Genomic DNA, 19,855 nt, shown 5'->3' with positions numbered 1-19,855 from the left:
TCCCATGCTAGCGCCATGGCGCGCACGCGATACCGACGCGCGCAAGGATGCGTGCAATGGCGCCGCAAAACGGCCCGCCGTCCACAGTGCCATGGGCGTCTGTGATAAAATTTCCCTTTGCAGCAAACGAATAGCGCACTGGCAAACGCATCTGCCGCGCCGTTGCGCCACACGCGCCCAACCGTAGCGTACTCAAAAATAAAATAGCCCTGCCATCGTCCGCATGGCCCAGGCATGAATAATCCGGCGCACCGGCGCCCACCTTAACCAGTCGAATCAGTATGTCCATATTAAATATCCTGCGTTACCCCGATCCTCGTCTGCACACGATCGCCAAGCCCGTCACCGAATTTGACGCGCGCCTGCAAACCCTGATCGATGACATGGCCGAAACCATGTACGACGCCCCTGGCGTCGGCCTGGCCGCGTCGCAAGTGGACGAGCATATCCAGATGATGGTGATCGACACCACCGAAGAGAAAAACCAGCTGCAAGTCTTCATCAACCCGGAAATCACCTGGGCCAGCGAAGAAAAGCAGGTCTACGACGAAGGCTGCTTGTCCGTCCCCGGCGTCTACGATGGCGTCGAGCGTCCGGCCCGCATCAAGGTGCGCGCCCAAGACCGCCACGGCAAGCAGTTCGAGCTGGAAGCCGATGGCTTGCTGGCTGTCTGCATCCAGCATGAGATGGATCATTTGCTGGGCAAGGTATTCGTCGAATACCTGTCGCCGCTCAAGCGCAACCGCATCAAGACCAAGATGATCAAGGAAATCCGTGGTCTCGAGCGCGAAGCGAGCCTGCGCGCACAGAACCGCCGTTTCTAAGCTACTGCTGATAGACTAAGCAGCAACAGTAGTCGTTACACCACGCCAGCCTGGCGCCCTCGGGCGCGGGCCTGCGCACCTCACGTCAAGGAACCATATGAAAGTGATCTTCGCAGGCACGCCTGAATTCGCCGCCACGGCACTGAAAGACTTGCACGAAGCGGGATTCGAGATTCCGCTGGTGCTGACCCAGCCCGACCGCCCTGCCGGACGCGGCATGCAACTGCATGCTTCGGCCGTCAAGCAGTATGCGCAGCAGCATGGCATCGAGGTGCTGCAGCCCTTGTCCCTGCGCATGGACAGCAAGGACCCGCAGCGCGCCGCCGAGGCAAAGGCGGCCCACGAACGCCTGCTGGCCACCGATTACGACGTGATGGTGGTGGCGGCCTACGGCTTGATCTTGCCGCGCAGCACGCTCGACATCAAGCCCTGCATCAATATCCACGGTTCCCTGCTGCCGCGCTGGCGCGGCGCGGCACCGATCCACCGCGCCATCGAGGCGGGCGACGATGAAACGGGCGTGACCATCATGCAGATGGAAGAAGGCCTCGATACGGGCCCCATGCTGGCCATCGAGCGCACCCCCATCGAAGCGGGCGACTCCACCGCCACCCTGCACGACAAGCTGGCCACCCTGGGAGGCAAGATGATCGTCGAGACCCTGCGCAAGATGCAGCAGCAGCCGCTGGAAGCCGTGCCGCAGCCGGAGGCGGGCGTCACCTACGCGGCAAAGATCGCCAAGGACGAGGCGGCGCTCGATTTCAGCCAGCCGGCGCTGGAACTGGGCCTGAAAATCCGCGCCTTCAATCCGTTTCCCGGCGCCTGCGGCCAGGTCGATGGCACCACCATCAAGATCTGGGCCGCCGAGGCACTCGAAGCGGACAGCAAGGAAGCGCCGGGCCAGGTGCTGGCGGCCGACGCCCAGCACGGCATCGTCGTGGCTTGCGGCAATGGTTCCCTGCGCCTGACGGAACTGCAAAAACCGGGCGGCAAGCGCCTGCCCGCGGCCGAATTCATCAAGGGTTTCCCGCTGGAAGGCAAGCGTTTCGCATAGTTTCGCTTGATCGCACCGTGCCGTCATGTTGACGGCCATAAAAAAAGGGCTTGCCGCGGCAAGCCCTTGTTGCATCCAGCCCGCTGGCTTAGCGGCGCTGCACCTTCATCAAACGTCCGCCCACGGACGACGACAGGCTGACCTCGAAGCGGCCACCGGCTGGCAAGGCGCTGACGTCGACGCTGGCTTTGCCACCCGTCAAGTCACTGGCGACCACCGTCTTGCGGCCATCGGCGGCCACGTGCAGCACGGCGGCGTAGGGTTCCGTCTCGGCATTCCAGACCAGCGCCAGCTTGCCGCCGCTTTGTACCGCATCGAACGTGGCATCGTTGGCGGCGGCCCTGCTGCGGCGCGCCGGGCGCTCCAGCTTGGCTAAAGCCTTGCCATTTTGCAACACTTGCACATCACTGATATCGCCCGGATTGGCAAAGCTGACGCGGAAATGGCTCATGGCGCTGCCGCCATGGTCGGCCACGGAGACGCCATCGAAGGGCAAGTCGATAGTCTGTCCCGACGCCGTCAACACGCGCAAGGTGTACGCATGGCCGCTGCCGCTGGCAGCGGCGCCGGTGCGCGCCGACGAGGCAACGGCAGGGCGCAGCCCCACGCCCGCCGGCGTGATGCGGCCGGAAATGGTCAGATAGCCATTCTCGGCCACGGACATGCTGGCGGCCAGCACATTGCTGCCCGTCGCCTGCGTGCTGCGTTTTTCCAGGAATTGCTGCACCCGCGCATAGCTGTAGTCGGAGAACCAGGCGCCGCTGCAATAGCTCATCACGTCCTTCATCGGCGTGCTGCCGTAGACTGCCTTGCTCAACTGGCCGATGGTGCCCGCATAGTTGCTGTTGTACAGCGGTTGCGGACCCAGTTCGCCATTTGCATACGGGTAGTCGGTGGCAACGCCAGTCGGGCCGCCGCAGGCGACGTGCTCCAGCGAGTGGTTGTGGCCCAGCTCATGTACAAGCGTAGTCAGCCATTCAGGCCAGCTATTGCCGAACGGATCGACAGAGGCAATGCTGCTGAACCTGGCATCGAGGCCGATTGCTGCCGTGAAATCGCCGGCGACGGTGCGCGAATTGACGTATGCCAGTCCGGCGGCACGCGTGGAAGACATTTTCGGCACGAAGCCATAATAAAAGGCGCCGCTATCTTCCTGGGCGCGCTTGCCGTTCAGGGTTTCCAGGGTCGAGCTCCACCAGCTGTCGGCCGTGCTGCTGCCCGGCACGCTCAGTGGCGCGCGCGTGGTAATGCTGATATTTTCCGCCGCATACGGATACACACGGGTCAGCGCGGTGCGGATCACCTCGGCGTCCGGCAGTTGCGCCACGCCATCGTCGGTGCTCAGCGGCACCAGCACCAGATGGATTTTCGCCGCGCTGGCCACGACGGGTGCCGCTTCCTGGCTCACTTGCGTACCATCATTGCCCACGGCGGTCACGCGCACGCGCACGCCGGGCAAGATCCAGCCAGCAGGCAGGACGGCGCTGAAGTTGCCGTTGAAACTGTAATCGCTTTTCGCCGTCGGCAAGACCGATGGACCGCTCATGGTGATGCTGCCCAGGTTGCTGCCATTGGCGGCCGTCGCATTCAAGACCACGGCCGGGCTGGCCTGGCCCGCTTGCGTAGCGAGCACGGACACGCGCACGGCGGCCGACTTGCCGCGCGTCAGGCGCAAGGCTGCATCGCTGGCGTTCAGGTTCAGTACCTGCGCAAAATCAATGCTGCCCAAGGTAAAGGCCGACACCGTGCCCGCATTCACGGCGATGCGCGCAGCGGCCGACAGCATCACGCTGCCCGTTGCCGATGCGGGTGCGGACAGCAGCAGCTGGCTGGCACTGGCGCTGACGATGACAGCTGGCGTACTGCCCACCGTCGCCGCGCTGACCTGGTCGAGATTGCTGCCCTGCACCGTCACCGACAAGGTCGCGCCGTTGACGGCCGACGTGATCGACGTCACCGCCACGCTGGCCAGGACCGTGTACGTGTCGCTGCTGATCACATCGTTGTACGGACCGCGCACGGTCAGCGGTCCCGTTGCCGCGCCCGCAGGCACCACCACCGTCACGCTGCCGGCCGTCTGGCTTTGCGGCGTTGCCGCCGCGCCATTGCCGAACTGCACCGCCGTCACGGCGCCCATGCCGCCGCCCGCGATCGTCACGCTGGAACCGACACCGCCCGTCGCCGGCGCGACGCTGCTCACGCTCAGCGGCAGGTACACGTTCACGTTATAGCTGGTGGCCGCCGTGCCGCTGGCGCTGACCAGGCTCAAGGCGCCCGCGACGGGTACGCCCGGCATGACCAAGGTCGCGCTGGTGTCGCTGACGGCACTGCTGGCGACCGTCACGCCCCCGACCTGGAAAGCCGTCACACGGCTCAGATTCGTGCCAGTCACCACCAAGCTGCCACCCACGGCGACATTCGCCGCCGAGACGGCCGTCACGGCAGGAATCACGACGGGATTACCCGACGTGGTCGCCACCACCGTATCGCCACCGCCACCGCCTCCCCCGCCGCAAGCGGACAGGCCCAGCACGACAAACAATGCCACAAGCAGATGGTTTTTCATGGCTGGCAACCATGTTGGTGCAGCGCCATGCCGGAGAGGACACGAGAGAAATGTGACATATTGGTGACTTTTGGTGAGAATTTAATTTCGAGGAACCAATATTATGGGTTAATTCAATTCCCAAAGACAACTATTAATGCTTTTGATTCAATTGGTTTTGATAATAATTAAGATATCTGCTTGGAAAGCTTTATTTTGAGAATTATCCGCGCCACTCTATGTTGTCCTAAATCAAAATTATTTTCCTTTGCAGCTATTGCCATTCAATTCATTAAAAATATCTTGAGATGGCGCAAATAATGTGGAAATTTTTCCACAGCCTAGACGCCGTGCCTTCCTGCCAATTTTGGCGGAAGAATTAACGTTTTGAGTAAGATTTTCAGGAGTGTAATTTTCAGCAGCGGGGGCGGCGCAAGGCGATGTGTTGCAAGAAGGCATGCCGTGGGGCGAACGGCCGCTTTTGCTTAAAACCAAAGCAGCCTGATGCCGTATAATTTTAGACCCGGTGAAATCAGGCGATTGCCACCTTCTGCCTGCCCTACCCGGCCGGCACTCTCCGTCAGCTGATCCTGCTGGCCCGCAACCGCCCCGTACAGTCTTGTCGCCGCGCCGCCGCCCGTTTGCCTATTGAAAGCATGAAATGAACGATACCGTGATCCCCGCCATGTCCCCGACCGAAGCCACCTTGCGCGCCATCCTGGCGCAGCGGATCATGATCCTCGACGGCGCCATGGGCACGATCATCCAGCAATACAAGCTCGACGAAGAAGCGTACCGTGGCGGTCCCGCCGGCCGCTTCATCGATTTCGCCGCGCCGGCCGACAGCGGCGCGCGCGAACTGTTCGTCAAAGGCAACAATGAGCTGCTGACCCTGACGCAGCCGCACATCATCCAGGAAATCCACGAGCGTTACCTGGCGGCCGGCGCCGACCTGATCGAAACGAATACCTTCGGCGCCACGACGATCGCGCAAGACGATTACCACATGGCCCACCTGGCCTATGAAATGAACGTCCAGGCGGCAAAACTGGCGCGCGCCGCCTGCGATAAATATTCCACGCCGGACAAGCCGCGCTTCGTCGCCGGCGCCCTGGGCCCCACGCCGAAGACGGCATCGATCTCGCCCGACGTCAACGACCCGGCCGCGCGCAACGTCACCTTCGACCAGCTGGTGGCCGCCTACCTGCAGCAGACGCAGGGCCTGGTGGAGGGCGGCGCCGACGTGCTGCTGGTGGAAACCATCTTCGATACCCTGAACTGCAAGGCGGCCCTGTTCGCCATCGACCTGTACTACGAGCAGAATCCGGCCGTCGTGCGCCTGCCGCTGATGATTTCCGGCACCGTCACGGACGCCTCGGGCCGTATCCTGTCGGGCCAGACCGTGCCCGCCTTCTGGAATTCCGTGCGCCACGCGAAACCGCTGACCATCGGCCTGAACTGCGCGCTGGGCGCCGCCCTGATGCGCCCGTACGCGGAAGAGCTGGCCAAGATCGCCGACACCTTCGTCTGCATCTACCCGAACGCGGGCTTGCCCAATCCCATGAGCGACACGGGCTTCGACGAGTTGCCGGCCGACACGTCCGCCCTGCTGCGCGAATTTGCCGACGCGGGCTTCCTGAACATGGCGGGCGGCTGCTGCGGCACCACGCCCGAGCACATCGCCGCCATCGGCGAGTTGCTGTCGAAAAACACACCGCGCACGGTGCCGGCCCCATCGCACGACCTGCGCCTGGCGGGCCTGGAGCCGTTCGTCGTCAACGACGAATCGCTGTTCGTCAACGTGGGCGAGCGCACCAACGTCACGGGTTCCAAGGCGTTCGCGCGCATGATTCTCAACGAGCAATACGACGAAGCCCTGTCCGTTGCCCGCCAGCAAGTGGAAAACGGCGCGCAAGTGATCGATATCAATATGGATGAGGCGATGCTCGACTCGCTAGCCGCCATGACGCGTTTCCTGAACCTGATCGCCTCGGAACCCGATATTTCGCGCGTGCCCATCATGGTCGACTCGTCGAAATGGTCGGTCATCGAAGCGGGCTTGAAATGCGTGCAGGGCAAGGCCATCGTCAACTCGATTTCCATGAAGGAAGGCGAGGAAGAATTCCTGCGCCAGGCAAAGCTGTGCCGCCGCTACGGCGCGGCCGTGATCGTCATGGCCTTCGATGAAAAAGGGCAAGCCGACACCTTCGAGCGCAAGATCGAGATTTGCGCCCGCGCATACCATTTATTGATCGATGCGCTGGACTTCCCGCCGGAAGACATCATTTTCGACCCGAACATCTTTGCCGTCGCCACCGGCATCGAAGAGCACAACAACTACGCCGTCGACTTCATCAATGCTACGCGCTGGATCAAGGAAAACTTGCCGTACGCGAAGATCTCGGGCGGCGTGTCGAACGTGTCGTTCAGTTTCCGCGGCAACGATCCCGCCCGCGAAGCCATCCATACCGTCTTCCTGTACCACGCCATCAAGGCCGGCATGACCATGGGCATCGTCAACGCCGGCATGGTGGGCGTGTACGACAACCTGGACCCGGAATTGCGCGAACGCGTGGAAGACGTGGTGCTGAACCGCCGCGAAGACTCGACCGAGCGCATGATCGAATTTGCCGGCACCCTGAAGGCGGGCGGCAAGGCCGAAGCGCAAACCCTGGCCTGGCGCGAAGGCACGGTACAGGAACGCCTGTCGCACGCGCTGGTGCACGGCATCACGCAATTCATCGTGGAAGACACGGAAGAAGCGCGCCAGCAGCTGCTGCACAATGGCGGGCGCCCCATCCACGTGATCGAAGGCCCCTTGATGGCCGGCATGGACGTGGTGGGCGACCTGTTTGGCCAAGGCAAAATGTTCCTGCCGCAAGTGGTGAAATCGGCGCGCGTGATGAAGCAGGCCGTGGCCCATCTGATTCCGTTCATCGAAGAAGAAAAACTGCTGGAAGAGCAGCGCACGGGCATCGTCGCCAAGCCGAAGGGCAAGATCATCATGGCGACCGTGAAAGGCGACGTGCATGACATCGGCAAGAATATCGTCACGGTAGTCTTGCAATGCAATAACTTCGAAGTGGTCAACATGGGCGTGATGGTGCCGTGCTCGGAAATCCTCGCGCGCGCCAAGGTGGAAAACGCCGACATCATTGGCCTCTCGGGCCTGATCACGCCATCGCTGGAAGAAATGGCGTATGTCGCCAAGGAAATGCAGCGCGACGAACATTTCCGCATGCTCAAGATTCCCCTGCTGATCGGCGGCGCCACCACCAGCCGCGCACACACGGCCGTGAAAATCGCGCACAACTACGAAGGCCCCGTCATCTACGTGCCGGACGCTTCGCGTTCCGTTTCCGTAGCGCAATCGCTGCTGACGCCGGAGCAGCGCGACAAGTATGTGGAAGACATTGAAATCGACTACGCGCGCATCCGCGAGCAGCACGCCAACAAGAAAGCCCTGCCCATATTGCCGCTGGCGCAGGCCCGTGCCAACAAGATGGTCGTGCCGTTCGACGGCGCCTGCAAGCCCGTGAAACCGAAGTTCATCGGCCGCCGCGTGTTCAAGAACGTGGATCTGGCCACCCTGGCCAACTATATCGACTGGGGCCCGTTCTTCCAGACCTGGGACCTGGCCGGCCCCTTCCCCGCCATCTTGACGGATGAAGTGGTGGGCGACGCGGCCACCAAGGTGTACGCGGAAGGCCAGGCCTTGCTGAAAAAACTCATCGACGGGCGCTGGCTGACGGCCAATGGCGTCGTGTCCTTGCTGCCAGCGAACAGCGTCAATGACGACGATATCGAGGTGTACACGGACGATACGCGCAGTAGCGTGGCGTTCACGTATTACGGCATGCGCCAGCAAGGCGTCAAACCCGTGGTCGACGGCGTGCAGCGGCCGAACCAGTGCCTGGCCGACTTCATTGCCCCCAAGGAATCTGGCGTGAACGATTACATCGGCATGTTTGCCGTCACGTCCGGCCTGGGCATCGAAAAATACGAAAAACGCTTCGAAGACGCGCACGACGATTACTCGTCCATCATGCTCAAATCGCTGGCGGACCGCCTGGCCGAGGCGTTTGCCGAATACCTGCATGAGCGCGTGCGCAAGGATTTGTGGGGCTACGTACCCGATGAGCACTTGAACAACGACGACATGATCGCCGAGAAATATGTCGGCATCCGCCCGGCGCCCGGCTATCCTGCCTGCCCCGAGCACACGGTCAAGAAAGAAATGTTCGAGGTCATGCAGGCCGAGGAAATCGGCATGCAGCTGACAGAATCGTATGCCATGTTCCCCGGCGCGGCCGTGTCCGGCTTCTATTTTGCCCACCCGGAGTCGAAATACTTCGTCGTCGGCAAGATCGGCATGGACCAGGTGGAAGACATGGCCAAGCGCCGTGGCGCCAGCATCGAGGACGTGGAACGCTGGCTGGCACCCAATCTGTCATAATATAAGCACAAGGCGCGCGGAACTTATCGCGCGCCGAAGCGCACTAACGCAGTATGCCGGCCGGCATGCTGCATGCCCGCTCCGGCCCGTTCCCCAACTGGCAAGGAGGTAATATGGCAACCAACTTCAAACTGAAACGCTGGCAGGACCAAGTGATCCTGTTGCTGGGCCTATGGCTCGTCGTCTCGCCCTGGGCCTTTTCGTATCCCGAAGGCTCGCCACAGATGCTCAACGCCTTTATCTCGGGCCTGGTCATCGCCGTGCTGGCCGCCTTCGACCTGTACAAGACCTATTTCTGGGCCGTCGTCGTCAACCTGCTGGTGGGCGTCTGGGTCGCCGTCTCGCCGTGGGTATTGCGGCTGGCCGATCAACGCGTCGTCATGTGGAACGAGCTGCTCGTCGGTATCGCCGTCGTCGTGCTGGCCCTGTGGGAACTGCGCACCGACCCCGAGCTGCACAAGCATTGGCCCGGCGCCGCCGCGTAGCGGCGCAAAAAAGCCCTGCCACGGCCAAGCCGTGCAGGGCTTTTTCGAAAGGTAGGTCGGATTAGCGCTTGCGCGTTATCCGACAACACCACAATCATTGCCAACAATGTTGTCGGATTACGGCCCTGCGGGCCTCGGCGGCCCCACCTGATCCGACCTACAGCGCATACCTTACAACGTTGTCGCTCCATTCATAGGCCGCCATTTCCAGCTCCACCAGGTCGTCCGGCGACATGGCCAGGTCGCGCAAGGTCGGCACGATCTCGCCTTCCATGTCTTCGATGCGCTCGATGCATTCGGCCAGGCGCAGCAGGTCGCCGTAGAAGCCTTCGCGCGACAGCAGCGCTTCGGCCACTTCGTCGATGACTTCGATCTGGCTGAGGATTTCCGACATCGGCACGCCGAACAGGGTATCCATCAGGGACATGATGCCGACCGTAAAGGCGATATCGGCCGAATGGGCATGGTTCGGGCGCAGTTTATGCGCAAGCAATTCGAGCAGGCGGCCGCGCGTGGTGGCCAGCATCAGCAGCGGCGTCATGCTATGGCCGCGCTTGCTTGGTTCCGCATACAGCATGATCTGCAGCCAGCGCTGCAACTGGCGGCGGCCCAGCACGGTCACGGCCTGGCTCAGCGAATCGATGCGCTGGCGCGCGCCCACGGCTGGCGTATTGACCAAACGCAACAGGTTCAAGGCCAGCGAGACGTCGCGCTTGATGGCGCGCTCGATATCCATGTTGTCGGCATCGGACGTCACCAGTGTCATCAGTTCCATGACGGCCAGTTGCGACGGCGACAGCTTCTTGCCCGTCATGATGGCGGGCTTGGCAAAGTAATAACCCTGGAAATAATCGAAGCCCAGGTCCAGGCCCGATTTGAATTCTTCCCGCGTCTCGACCTTTTCCGCCACCAGTTTCTTGTTTTCCTGCTTGAAACGGGGCGCCAGCGCTGCCAGCACTTTCGGGTCGACCGTGCTCATGTCCATCTTGACGTATTGCACCAGCGGCAACAGTTCCTGCACTTGCGACGTATCGGAGACGACGTTTTCCAGCGCGAAAGTGAAGCCGTGGCCCACCAGTTCGCTGATGCGCGCGCGCACTTCCGGCGTGACGGGCATCGATTCAACGATTTCCAGCACCACTTTTTCACGCGGCAGGAAGACGAAGATATCGCTCATGATCACGTCGGCATCGACGTTGACGAAACCGAGCGCGTCGCCGATGACCTTTTCCATGCCCAACTGGGAAGCATGGGCGATGACGGAGGCCGTGGCGGACAGGTCGCTGGTAATGTTGGCGGGGCCGACCGGAGCGTTGCGGAATAGCAACTCATAGCCGAACAGGGCTTGATTGCGGTCAAGGATAGGTTGTCGACCCAGATAGAACTCGCGCACGCGCAAGGGTTTCGGGGTGATGTCGTTGCTGGAAATATCGATCATTAACTCTTCATCAATCACGTCGAGTGACACCGGCCGCGCGGCGCCCGCATCAAGGTTCACTATTGACAATACTTTAGCTGAATTTCGCCCGCGCTGTGGGTATTTTGGCAGCAATCCAGCGTATTGTCGTCAACAAATTAGGCCGCTGGCGTGTCTTGCACCACCCCGTCGACAAATAATTTCAATTCACCGGGCGCAAACGCCGTCCATTGCTCATTCGTCGTCAGCGGCTGGGTAACGATCACGGCCACCCTGTCCTGGGGCGTCGTCACCTGGGAAAAGTCCACGCTCAAGTCTTCATCGGAGAGTTTAGCAGTTGGAAACGGATGTTGTCGCACCAGATAGTGCAAGCTGGTCGAGCAATGGGCAAACAGCGCCTCGCCGCTCGACAGCATCATGTTGAACGTGCCGTGGGCCGCGATGCCGGGCAACAATTCCGCCAGGGCGGCATGCAGCTGCGGCAAGGCCGGCGGGGCGTCGCCAAAGCGCGCGTGCAGCTCCTGCAGCAGGTAGCAAAAGGCCAGTTCGCTGTCCGTGCAGCCGACGGGGCGGTAACTGCCCGTCAGCACGGGATGGAACTCTTTCAAGTCGCCATTGTGGGCAAAGACCCAGTAGCGGCCCCACAGTTCGCGCACGAAGGGGTGGCAATTTTCCAGCGCCACCTGGCCTTGCGTGGCCTTGCGGATATGCGCGATGACATTGCGCGATTTGATGGGATAGCGTTTGATCAGTTCGGCCACGGGCGAGGCGATGGCCGCCTGGTGGTCGACGAAATGGCGCACGCCGGCGCCCTCGAAAAAGGCGATGCCCCAGCCGTCATGGTGGGTATCGGTATGGCCGCCGCGCATGGCGAAGCCGGTAAAACTAAAGACAATGTCCGTAGGGACATTGCAATTCATTCCGAGAAGTTGGCACATGGTCTGTTTGCAGCGGGATAACATGGCCACCATACCATGCCGCCCGGCGGATTGGTATGGCGGCGATCGCCATCAGACAGCCAGAATCAGTGCAACAGGACCGGCTGGCTCATGAGGGAATCATAGCTGCCTAAAAATTCATCGATCTCTTCCATGCTGGGTTCGCTGGCAATCAGCTCCGTGACGTCGCGGCGGAAATGCTGGGCAAGGACTCCCGCGATGAAAGTCTCGCGCTTGCCGCCCTTGTCGACGATTTCATAGCCGCCGAAGCGCAGGGCTTCCAGGTCGACGTCGGCGCCGAATTCCACGACGCTGTATTGCTCGCTGTTATAGATCAGGTTCATTTTGCATCCTTCGCTCAAGCAAGAGAAACTCTTGCGGTTTCAGGACAGAGGTGGGGTTCCCACGCCGCCATTTCAAGCGGCCAGGCCACCCTGCGGGCTACAGAGTTGTAACGAGATGCAAACTGCGACTGCGGTAATACCGTCAGGCAACCACGTTCAGGAAACAAGCAGGTCGGGTTCCAGCGCCAGCAGGACATCGTAGGGACTGGCCGTCAGCCAGATGCGCAGCTGTTCGATATGCGAGGCGTCGGCCAGGCTGATGAACAGGCGCGCGGGGGGACGGCGCAGCAGACGATTTAATGTTACACGCAATACGAGATTGCCGCTGCAGCACAGGCAACCGGGCGCAATGCGCAACAGTTGCAATGGAAACGATGGAGAAGGGGAAACTTGATCGGCCAGATCGGCCAGGATGGCGCTGCCATCAGCGAGACCTTCGAGGATCGCGGCGGCCGGCTGGCCAGGCTGCAAGGCGTGCGCGATGGCCGCCTCGCGCCCGGCGGCGCGACCACCGCTGACCAGGGTCAGCGGCGTCGGGCGCCGCACGGCTGCCGTCACAGGCCTTTCTTGGCCAGCTTGCCCGGTTCGACACCCAGCTGTTTCAGCTTGCGGTACAAATGGGTGCGTTCCAGGCCCGTTTTTTCCGCCACGCGGGTCATGCTGCCGCCTTCGCGGCCCAGGTGGTGTTCGAAATACATGCGCTCGAACGCGTCGCGCGCCTCGCGCAGCGGCAAGTCGAATGACAGATTGTAGCCATGGCCTTCGGCCACCGCCGGTACGGCGATGCCTGGGCGCACCATCAGCTGTTGCGGCGCGCTGCCGCCAAAGCTGGGCACGGGATGGCTGCTTTCCTCGGCCACCACGGGTGCCACGGGACGCGGCGCCACGCTCGGCGCGCGCACGGTTTCCTGTGCCCGCGTCAAGCCTTGCTGGACTGCCTTCAGCAGTTTTTGCAGGGCAATCGGTTTTTCCAGGAAGTTCATGGCGCCGATACGCGTCGCCTCGACCGCCGTATCGATGGTGGCGTGGCCCGACATCATGATCACCGGCATGGTCAGCAAGCCATCGCGCTGCCACTCCTTGAGCAAGGTGACGCCATCCGTGTCGGGCATCCAGATATCCAGCAATACCAGATCCGGCGCACCGGCGGCACGCGCTTCGCGCGCCTGCTGCGCATTTTCGGCCAGCTGGATAGCATGTCCTTCGTCGCCCAAAATTTCCGAGAGCAACTCACGGATACCCATTTCATCATCCACTACGAGTATGTTTGCCATTCGTGTCTTGCCTTCCTCATTTCGCCGGCCGTCGCGCACAAGATGTACACGGCGGACAACTATGATTTTATTAGTGTTTTAAATACTAAACCAGACCCTCACGCCAGGAATTCCTGGGCACGAGCGTCGGGAGCTAACTTTAACAGCAAAATGACCACCGAAGCGCCATTGCCGTCGACCCGGTTCTCGATATCGATGCGTCCGCCGTGTTCATCGATAATTTTCTTCACCATCGCCAGGCCCAATCCCGTGCCGCGCGCCTTCGAGGTCACATAGGGTTCGAAGGCCCGCGCCAGGATTTTTGGCGCAAAACCAGGACCATTGTCGGTGATGGCCAGCCGTACGGCGATATTCACGCCGCCGTCCGCACTGCGATAATGAATTGCTTCCGTCCTTACGTCAATCCGCGGATGCGGCGAGTCCGGCGGCAAGTCGGCCATGGCGTCCTGCGCGTTCTGCAGCAGGTTATGGATCACCTGGCGCAACTGGGTCGGATCGCCCATCACCATCGGCAGATTCGGCGCCAGCAGCGGGTGGATGATGTCGCCATCGTCGCCGCGCAGGTACAGGTTCAATATCTCTTCGATCAGCTCGTTCAGGCGCAGCGGCACGAGCACGGCCGGCGGCGTGCGCGCATAGTCGCGGAAGTCGTCGACCATGCGCTTCATCGCATCGACCTGCTTGACGATGGTGGTGGTGGCGCGGCTGAGCAATTCGGCGTCGCGCGGCTCCAGCTTGTCTTCGAGCTTCATCTGCAGGCGCTCGGCCGACAGCTGGATCGGCGTCAACGGGTTCTTGATTTCATGCGCCAGGCGGCGCGCCACTTCGCCCCAGGCAATCGAGCGCTGCGCGGAAATGACGTCGGAAATATCATCAAAAACAACGATGTAGCCGCTGCCCGACTCCAGCGGCAGGCGCGAGCCGCGCGCCAGCAAGGTGATGTCGTGCTCGTCGGCACTGCTGCCCAGCCGGCGCGGAATCTCGATTTGGCGCTGCCAGTGCAGGCGCTGCTGTCGGCCCGACGCCGATTGCGCGCTTTGCGCCGTGAAGGCGCTGATGATGGCGCCGCCAAACTCTTCCATTCCGGCAATATGTGCCAGCGGCTGGCCCACCATGCTCATGCCCGAATGCTGGAGGATGCGCTCGACCGACTCGTTGCAGGTCACCAGCTTGAAATCGCCGTCGAGCACCATCACGCCGGCCGACATGTTCGCCAGCACCGATTCCAGGTGGGCCTTGGCGTTTTGCAGCGCGGCGCGGTTGCTTTCCACGGCCGTGCGCGCATCGAGCAGCTGGCGCGTCATGATGTTGAACGATTGCGTCAGGGTACCCAGTTCATCCTTGGTGGCGACGATGGGACGCGGCGACAGGTCGCCCTCGGCCACGGCGCGCGTGCCCTCCGCCAGCAGCAGCAGCGGCTGGGCCAGGTTGCCGGCGATCAGGAAGGCGCTGCCGATGGCGCCAAAGATGGCCAGCAGCAAGGTCAAGGTGAGGATTTCCATGTACATCTTGCGCAATCCCACGCGCGCGACGAAACGTTCCTTGTATTCGCTGTAGGCGGCGCGCAGCACTTCGCCATTCGTCGCCAGCTTGGGCGGCACCGCCTGCAGCAGTTGCAGGTAACGGGGCGAGACGGAAGGCCCCGGCACGGCCACCAGTACCCGCAGACGCAGGCTGGCCGCCGTTTCCAGCGACGCCGGCAGGCCCGAGCGGAAACCGCCGCCGCCCGACTCCGTGCCATCGTCGTGCAATTCCAGCCCCCCTTCAGCGGAGGCATAGCCGGCCGGCAAGGCCGCCTGCACCAGCATGGCCGGCGTCGGCAAGTCGGCCGCACTGTGCGGCCCGGCGCTGGCCAGCAGCACACCGTCACCGCTGACGAGCATGACATTTTGCATGCCCTCTTCGCGCAGCAGGCTGGTCAGCACTGCGGGACCGGCCACCGGGTCGGCACCCATTTCTTCGACGGCCTTGTGGCCCCGGTGGTCGAGCTCGACCAGGGCTGCATCGAGGCCGGCGCGGCCCAGCTCAATTCCCGATTCCAGCGCCGCTTCGATCTTGACGTTGAACCAGGATTCGATGGAATGGGAAACGAATTGCACGGAAACAAGGAAAATCACCAGGCCCGGCAGGATGCCGACGGCGGCGAACAGCATCACCAGGCGCGTCATCAGCTTGGAGCCGAACTTGCCGCTCTTGTAGCGCGCGTACAGGCGGGCCAGGGAAATGCCTACCAGTGCCAGCAAGGACACGGCCACGGCCGCGTTCAAGCCCAGCAGCCAGGTGTAGTAACGGTCGAAAAAGCCGGAATTGTCGGAAGCCGACGCCAGCAGGAACAGCAGGATACTGACAATGCCGCCGCCCACCACCAGCAGATAGCGCAATGCTTGACTCACTACTCCGCCGTATACAAGAAGGTTTTTTTATTCGAAGCCAGGCGCCAGTCGCTGTTATTGAAGGCATTGACCTGTATCGGCTTGGGCAGGTAGTCGCGGTCCATGCCCATGCGCAAGGTGACGTTATACGTCTGCCCCACTTTCAGCTCGCCGCGCCGCGCCACCAGCCAGCGGCTGGGACGGCGGATCAGGAACAGCGCGTCGTCGAGTGTGGGAAAGCTTTGCTGCAAGCCGCCGCCCGACACATGATACTGGCGCGTCAGCACGTTGTACGACAGCTTGCTGGTCTGGCGCGCCACGATGGCTTTTTCATCGAACCAATACCAGCGGGGCCGGGTCAGTTCGATTTCCGTCGTGAAATACAGCGGCACGCCATGCTGTACCGCATCATCGAGGTCGTGATTGAGCTCGAAGGAATACGTGGCGGCCAGCTTGTAGCCCTCTTCGCTAGCCTCGATGTAGGCACGGGTGATCTCGACCATGTCGGCAGCATGCGCGCGTGGCATGCTACATGCCAGCATCAGCAGCAGGGCCAGGAGTCGGAAGAGTCGTGTTGTCACAAGTGTGCCGGTAGTGTCCGTAAGATAAGGCTCGACGAATCGCTCAAGCCGCATTTTTTTGGAATAGCGCATAGAACAAACCGTCGTGGTCCTGCTCCGCGCTGCCAGTCGGCAACAGCTGGCCAGGCGCTGTCAATCGGGTCGCATTATTGCGCACCGCAAATGCCGCCGCCTGTGCCTCGGACTCTTGCGGCCACAATGAACAAGTCACGAACAGCAATTTACCATCGGGGCGCAGCATCTGCCACAGGTTGTCCAGAATTTTGGATGAAAGTGTTGCAAGTTGGAACGCGTCACCCTTGCGGCGCAACCAGCGGATGTCGGGATGGCGGCGCACGATGCCCGAGGCCGTGCACGGCACGTCGGCCAGGATGCGGTCGTACTGCTGGCCGTCCCACCAGGCGCTCGATTGCGCGTCCTGCGCCTTCAGCGTGGCGTCCAGGCCCAGGCGCTCGAGGTTTTCCGCGATGCGCGGCAGGCGCTTGGCGTCCGCATCGATGGCCGTCACCTGCACGTCGGCCAGCTCGAGGATGTGGCACGTCTTGCCGCCCGGTGCCGCGCAGGCGTCCAGCACGCGCATGCCGTCCTGCAAGTCCAGCAGCGGCGCGGCCAATTGCGCGCCAGCATCCTGCACGGAGACGACGCCCTGCTCGAAGCCGGGGATCAGCGCCACGCCGATCGGCTTGTCCAGGCGCACGGCGAACGGACCCACCTGGCGCGCGGCAATGCCCGCATCAGCCAGCACGGCCAGATACGCTTCGACCGTGCTCTTGCGGCGATTCACGCGCAAGGTCAATGGCGGCACGGCATTGCCGGCCGTCAGAATGGCTTGCCAGTCGCGCGGATAGGCCAGGCGCAGCGAGTCGATCCACCACTGCGGATAATTCCATTGCGCCAAAGGTTGCTGCAGGGCCGCTTCCAGCAAGGACTTGCGTTCGCGCAAGAAACGACGCAAAACGGCGTTGACCATGCCCTTGGCATGCGCCAGGTCAGGATGCGAGGTGGCCACTGTGACAGCCTGGTCGACAACGGTGAATTCTTCGTAGGGCTGCTCGCCCGGCTCGTTTGAGATCAGCGACAGCGCACAGCACAGCAGCGCGGCCAGCATCGGCGGCTCGGGCGCCTTCGACGTCATCAGGCCGACCAGGGTTTCGCTGCGGCCCAGCTGGCGCATGGTGCGGTAGGAAATATCCTGGATGGCGCCGCGCGCCTGCGGGCTGGCGTTCGATTGCGCAAACACCTTGGCCAGCGCCTGCGGCAGCGCCGTGCCCGTGCGCACTTGCGCCACGGCATTGGCAGCGCCCAGCAGGCAAAACGCCAGCGAGTCGGTGCGCAAATCGGGTTGGAAGCCTGGCTGCAAGACCGGTTTCAGGTCGGGATGGTAGCTGGGACGCAATTTCGGTGCGGCAGGAGCCTGGCCTGGCGCCGGCTTGGTTTTCAATTTCAGCGTGGGGCGCTTGTTCATAGTTATCCGGTGTGGCTGCGCGCGGCGGGCTGCATGGTGGCAAAGTCGCGGCCGCGCGTCATCAATAAAGGGTCGATTGTAGCGTTTGTGGCGCCCTCTGGCCCAAGCGATTGCAGCGATACATGTAAATTGCGGCAAAAAACTGCATATATACAAGCAGAATGCACCACGCTGATGTTTTCGCGCACCAACATGAGCATGCTGTCCTGATAATATCGTGAAATGCGCCGGCACGGGAAGCTTGCCGGCAAGCGTATTGTTCCCGGCGGCAAACCAGTATAATTAACGCAGTCTGGGCGGCTTGGGTACTTGCCGTCCGTTTTGCTTTTTGATTCATTCTATTCATTCTTAACGCGGTTCCACCGCCATCCTGCTCATGCTCGCCCAACAGAAACAAGAAATCATCGCCCTGTTCCAGGCCGCCCTCGCTCCCGTCCTGGCCGGCACTTCGCTGACGCCATCCGTGGTGCTCGAGCGACCACGCGATGCATCGCATGGCGACGTCGCCTGCAATATCGCCATGCAACTGGCCAAGCAGCTGAAACAGAACCCGCGCGAACTGGCGCAAACCATCGTGACGGCCGTGCTGGCCAACCCGGCCGGCAAGGGCCTGATCGAGGCAGTGGAAATCGCCGGCCCCGGCTTCATCAACGTGCGCGTCTCCGCCGCCGCCAAGCAGGCCGTGGTGAAAACCATCTTGAGCGAGGCCGACAGCTATGGCCGCAGCACGGCAGGCGCCGGCAAGCAAGTCATCCTGGAATTCGTCTCCGCCAACCCGACCGGTCCCCTGCACGTGGGCCACGGCCGCCAGGCGGCCCTGGGCGACGCCCTGTCCTCGCTGTTCGACGCGCAAGGCTACCAAGTGACGCGCGAGTTCTACTACAACGACGCGGGCGTGCAGATCCAGACCCTGGCCAATTCCGTGCAGGCGCGCGCGCGCGGCTTCAAGCCGGGCGACGCCGAATGGCCCGAGTCCGCCTACAACGGCGACTACATCGCCGACATCGCCAGCGATTTCAAGGCCGGCAAGACGGTATCGGCCAGCGACGGCTTGCCAGCGACGGCCAATGGCAACGTGGAAGACATCGATTCGATCCGCCCGTTCGCCGTCACCTACCTGCGCAACGAGCAGGACATCGACTTGCAGGCCTTCGGCGTGAAGTTCGACAATTACTACCTCGAATCGTCGCTGTACGCGGACGGCAAGGTCAACAGCGCCGTGGAAACCCTGATCAAGGCGGGCCACACCTACGAGCAAGATGGCGCGCTGTGGCTGCGCACCACCGATTTCGGCGACGACAAGGACCGCGTCATGCGCAAGACGGACGGCACCTACACGTATTTCGTGCCGGACGTGGCGTATCACCTGGTGAAATGGCAGCGCGGCTTCGTGCAGGCCATCAATATCCAGGGCAGTGACCACCACGGCACCATCGCGCGCGTGCGCGCCGGCCTGCAGGCGGTCGACATGGGCATCCCGCAAGGCTACCCCGACTACGTGCTGCACAAGATGGTTACCGTCATGAAGGACGGCGAAGAGGTCAAAATTTCCAAGCGCGCCGGCTCCTACGTGACCGTGCGCGACCTGATCGAATGGTCGGGCGGAGGCGACATCGCCAAGGGCCGCGACGCCGTGCGCTTCTTCCTGATCTCGCGCAAGGCCGACACGGAATTCGTCTTCGACGTCGACGTGGCGCTGAAAACCACCGATGAAAACCCGGTCTATTACGTGCAGTACGCGCATGCGCGCATCTGCCGCATCCTGGAAAACTGGGGCGGCGATGAAAGCATGGTCGCCGGAGTGGACTTGTCCCCGCTGACGGCGCCGACGGAAGCGACCCTGCTGGCGACCCTGGCCGCCTACCCGGAAATGCTGGCGCGCGCGCAAGCGGAACTGGGACCGCATCAGGTCGCCTTCTATCTGCGCGACCTGGCCGCCAACCTGCACAGCTTCTACTTCGCCGAAAAAGTGCTGGTCGAGGACGAAGCCGTCAAGATGGCCCGCCTGGCCCTCGTCATCGCCGCGCGCCAGGTATTGCGCAACGGCCTGGCACTGATCGGCGTGTCCGCGCCAAACAAAATGTAATCGCGAAGGTCTAA

At 62.1% G+C, this 19,855-nt stretch carries 15 protein-coding genes; 5 read left to right on the top strand and 10 right to left on the bottom strand.

All coding sequences use genetic code 11. The features are described 5' to 3' along the window. Positions 1-7 precede the first annotated feature (7 nt). Complete coding sequence (locus tag AC1RJW_RS25095; RefSeq protein ID WP_493047346.1) at positions 8-289, bottom strand: hypothetical protein; 282 nt, start codon at positions 287-289, stop codon at positions 8-10. Between AC1RJW_RS25095 and def the strand changes: the two genes are divergently transcribed. Next, the gene (gene def, locus AC1RJW_RS25090) at positions 282-824 is read left to right on the top strand and encodes a peptide deformylase (protein WP_046683465.1); all 543 of its coding nucleotides are present in this window, start codon (positions 282-284) and stop codon (positions 822-824) included. The genes AC1RJW_RS25095 and def overlap by 8 nt on opposite strands. A 97-nt stretch (positions 825-921) precedes the next feature. Next, on the top strand, positions 922-1,878 hold the full coding sequence (gene fmt, locus AC1RJW_RS25085) for a methionyl-tRNA formyltransferase (RefSeq protein WP_493047345.1): 957 nt from the start codon (positions 922-924) through the stop codon (positions 1,876-1,878). A gap of 88 nt (positions 1,879-1,966) precedes the next feature. Here the strand turns inward: fmt and AC1RJW_RS25080 are convergent, their stop codons facing one another. Beyond that, on the bottom strand, positions 1,967-4,444 hold the full coding sequence (locus AC1RJW_RS25080) for an IPT/TIG domain-containing protein (protein WP_493047344.1): 2,478 nt from the start codon (positions 4,442-4,444) through the stop codon (positions 1,967-1,969). Between the two features lie 640 nt (positions 4,445-5,084). On the opposite strand from AC1RJW_RS25080, the gene metH reads away from it, so the two are divergent. Together metH and AC1RJW_RS25070 are read left to right on the top strand one after the other, a co-directional pair. Continuing rightward, positions 5,085-8,879, top strand: coding sequence for a methionine synthase (gene metH / locus AC1RJW_RS25075; protein ID WP_493047343.1), 3,795 nt, complete (start codon positions 5,085-5,087; stop codon positions 8,877-8,879). A 113-nt stretch (positions 8,880-8,992) separates the two neighbouring features. Beyond that, positions 8,993-9,364, top strand: coding sequence for an SPW repeat protein (locus tag AC1RJW_RS25070; RefSeq protein ID WP_493047342.1), 372 nt, complete (start codon positions 8,993-8,995; stop codon positions 9,362-9,364). Positions 9,365-9,521: 157 nt separating this feature from the next. Here AC1RJW_RS25070 and AC1RJW_RS25065 read toward each other — a convergent pair whose 3' ends face one another. From AC1RJW_RS25065 to rsmB, 8 genes are all read right to left on the bottom strand, one after another. Continuing rightward, complete coding sequence (locus AC1RJW_RS25065; RefSeq protein WP_034784728.1) at positions 9,522-10,802, bottom strand: EAL and HDOD domain-containing protein; 1,281 nt, start codon at positions 10,800-10,802, stop codon at positions 9,522-9,524. A gap of 137 nt (positions 10,803-10,939) precedes the next feature. Then, positions 10,940-11,719, bottom strand: coding sequence for a class II glutamine amidotransferase (locus tag AC1RJW_RS25060; protein ID WP_489628925.1), 780 nt, complete (start codon positions 11,717-11,719; stop codon positions 10,940-10,942). Positions 11,720-11,805: 86 nt separating this feature from the next. Further along, complete coding sequence (locus AC1RJW_RS25055) at positions 11,806-12,063, bottom strand: BTH_I0359 family protein (RefSeq protein ID WP_010393222.1); 258 nt, start codon at positions 12,061-12,063, stop codon at positions 11,806-11,808. A gap of 156 nt (positions 12,064-12,219) precedes the next feature. After that, complete coding sequence (locus tag AC1RJW_RS25050; protein WP_493047341.1) at positions 12,220-12,621, bottom strand: GTPase; 402 nt, start codon at positions 12,619-12,621, stop codon at positions 12,220-12,222. Further along, complete coding sequence (locus AC1RJW_RS25045) at positions 12,618-13,337, bottom strand: response regulator (protein WP_034749318.1); 720 nt, start codon at positions 13,335-13,337, stop codon at positions 12,618-12,620. The genes AC1RJW_RS25050 and AC1RJW_RS25045 overlap by 4 nt, the downstream gene beginning before the upstream one ends. A 98-nt stretch (positions 13,338-13,435) precedes the next feature. Then, a complete protein-coding gene (locus AC1RJW_RS25040) occupies positions 13,436-15,730 on the bottom strand; it encodes a sensor histidine kinase (RefSeq protein WP_493047340.1) in 2,295 nt (764 codons plus the stop codon). Next, a complete protein-coding gene (locus tag AC1RJW_RS25035; protein ID WP_226939765.1) occupies positions 15,730-16,236 on the bottom strand; it encodes a DUF4390 domain-containing protein in 507 nt (168 codons plus the stop codon). The genes AC1RJW_RS25040 and AC1RJW_RS25035 overlap by 1 nt, the downstream gene beginning before the upstream one ends. A 97-nt stretch (positions 16,237-16,333) precedes the next feature. Next, positions 16,334-17,755 (bottom strand): 16S rRNA (cytosine(967)-C(5))-methyltransferase RsmB, encoded by a 1,422-nt coding sequence (gene rsmB, locus AC1RJW_RS25030; RefSeq protein ID WP_493047339.1) that lies wholly within the window; start codon positions 17,753-17,755, stop codon positions 16,334-16,336. Positions 17,756-18,131: 376 nt separating this feature from the next. Here rsmB and argS point away from each other — a divergent pair, with 376 nt between their 5' ends. Then, positions 18,132-19,841 carry an arginine--tRNA ligase gene (gene argS / locus AC1RJW_RS25025; RefSeq protein WP_493047338.1) on the top strand — a complete coding sequence of 570 codons (1,710 nt, stop codon included), beginning with the start codon at positions 18,132-18,134 and terminating at the stop codon, positions 19,839-19,841. The last annotated feature ends 14 nt before the right edge of the window (positions 19,842-19,855 follow it).

Source organism: Janthinobacterium sp. GW822-FHT07A03, from assembly GCF_058798815.1.
The sequence above is the reverse complement of the archived record's forward strand: the minus strand, read 5'-3'. Positions and strand labels throughout refer to the sequence as shown.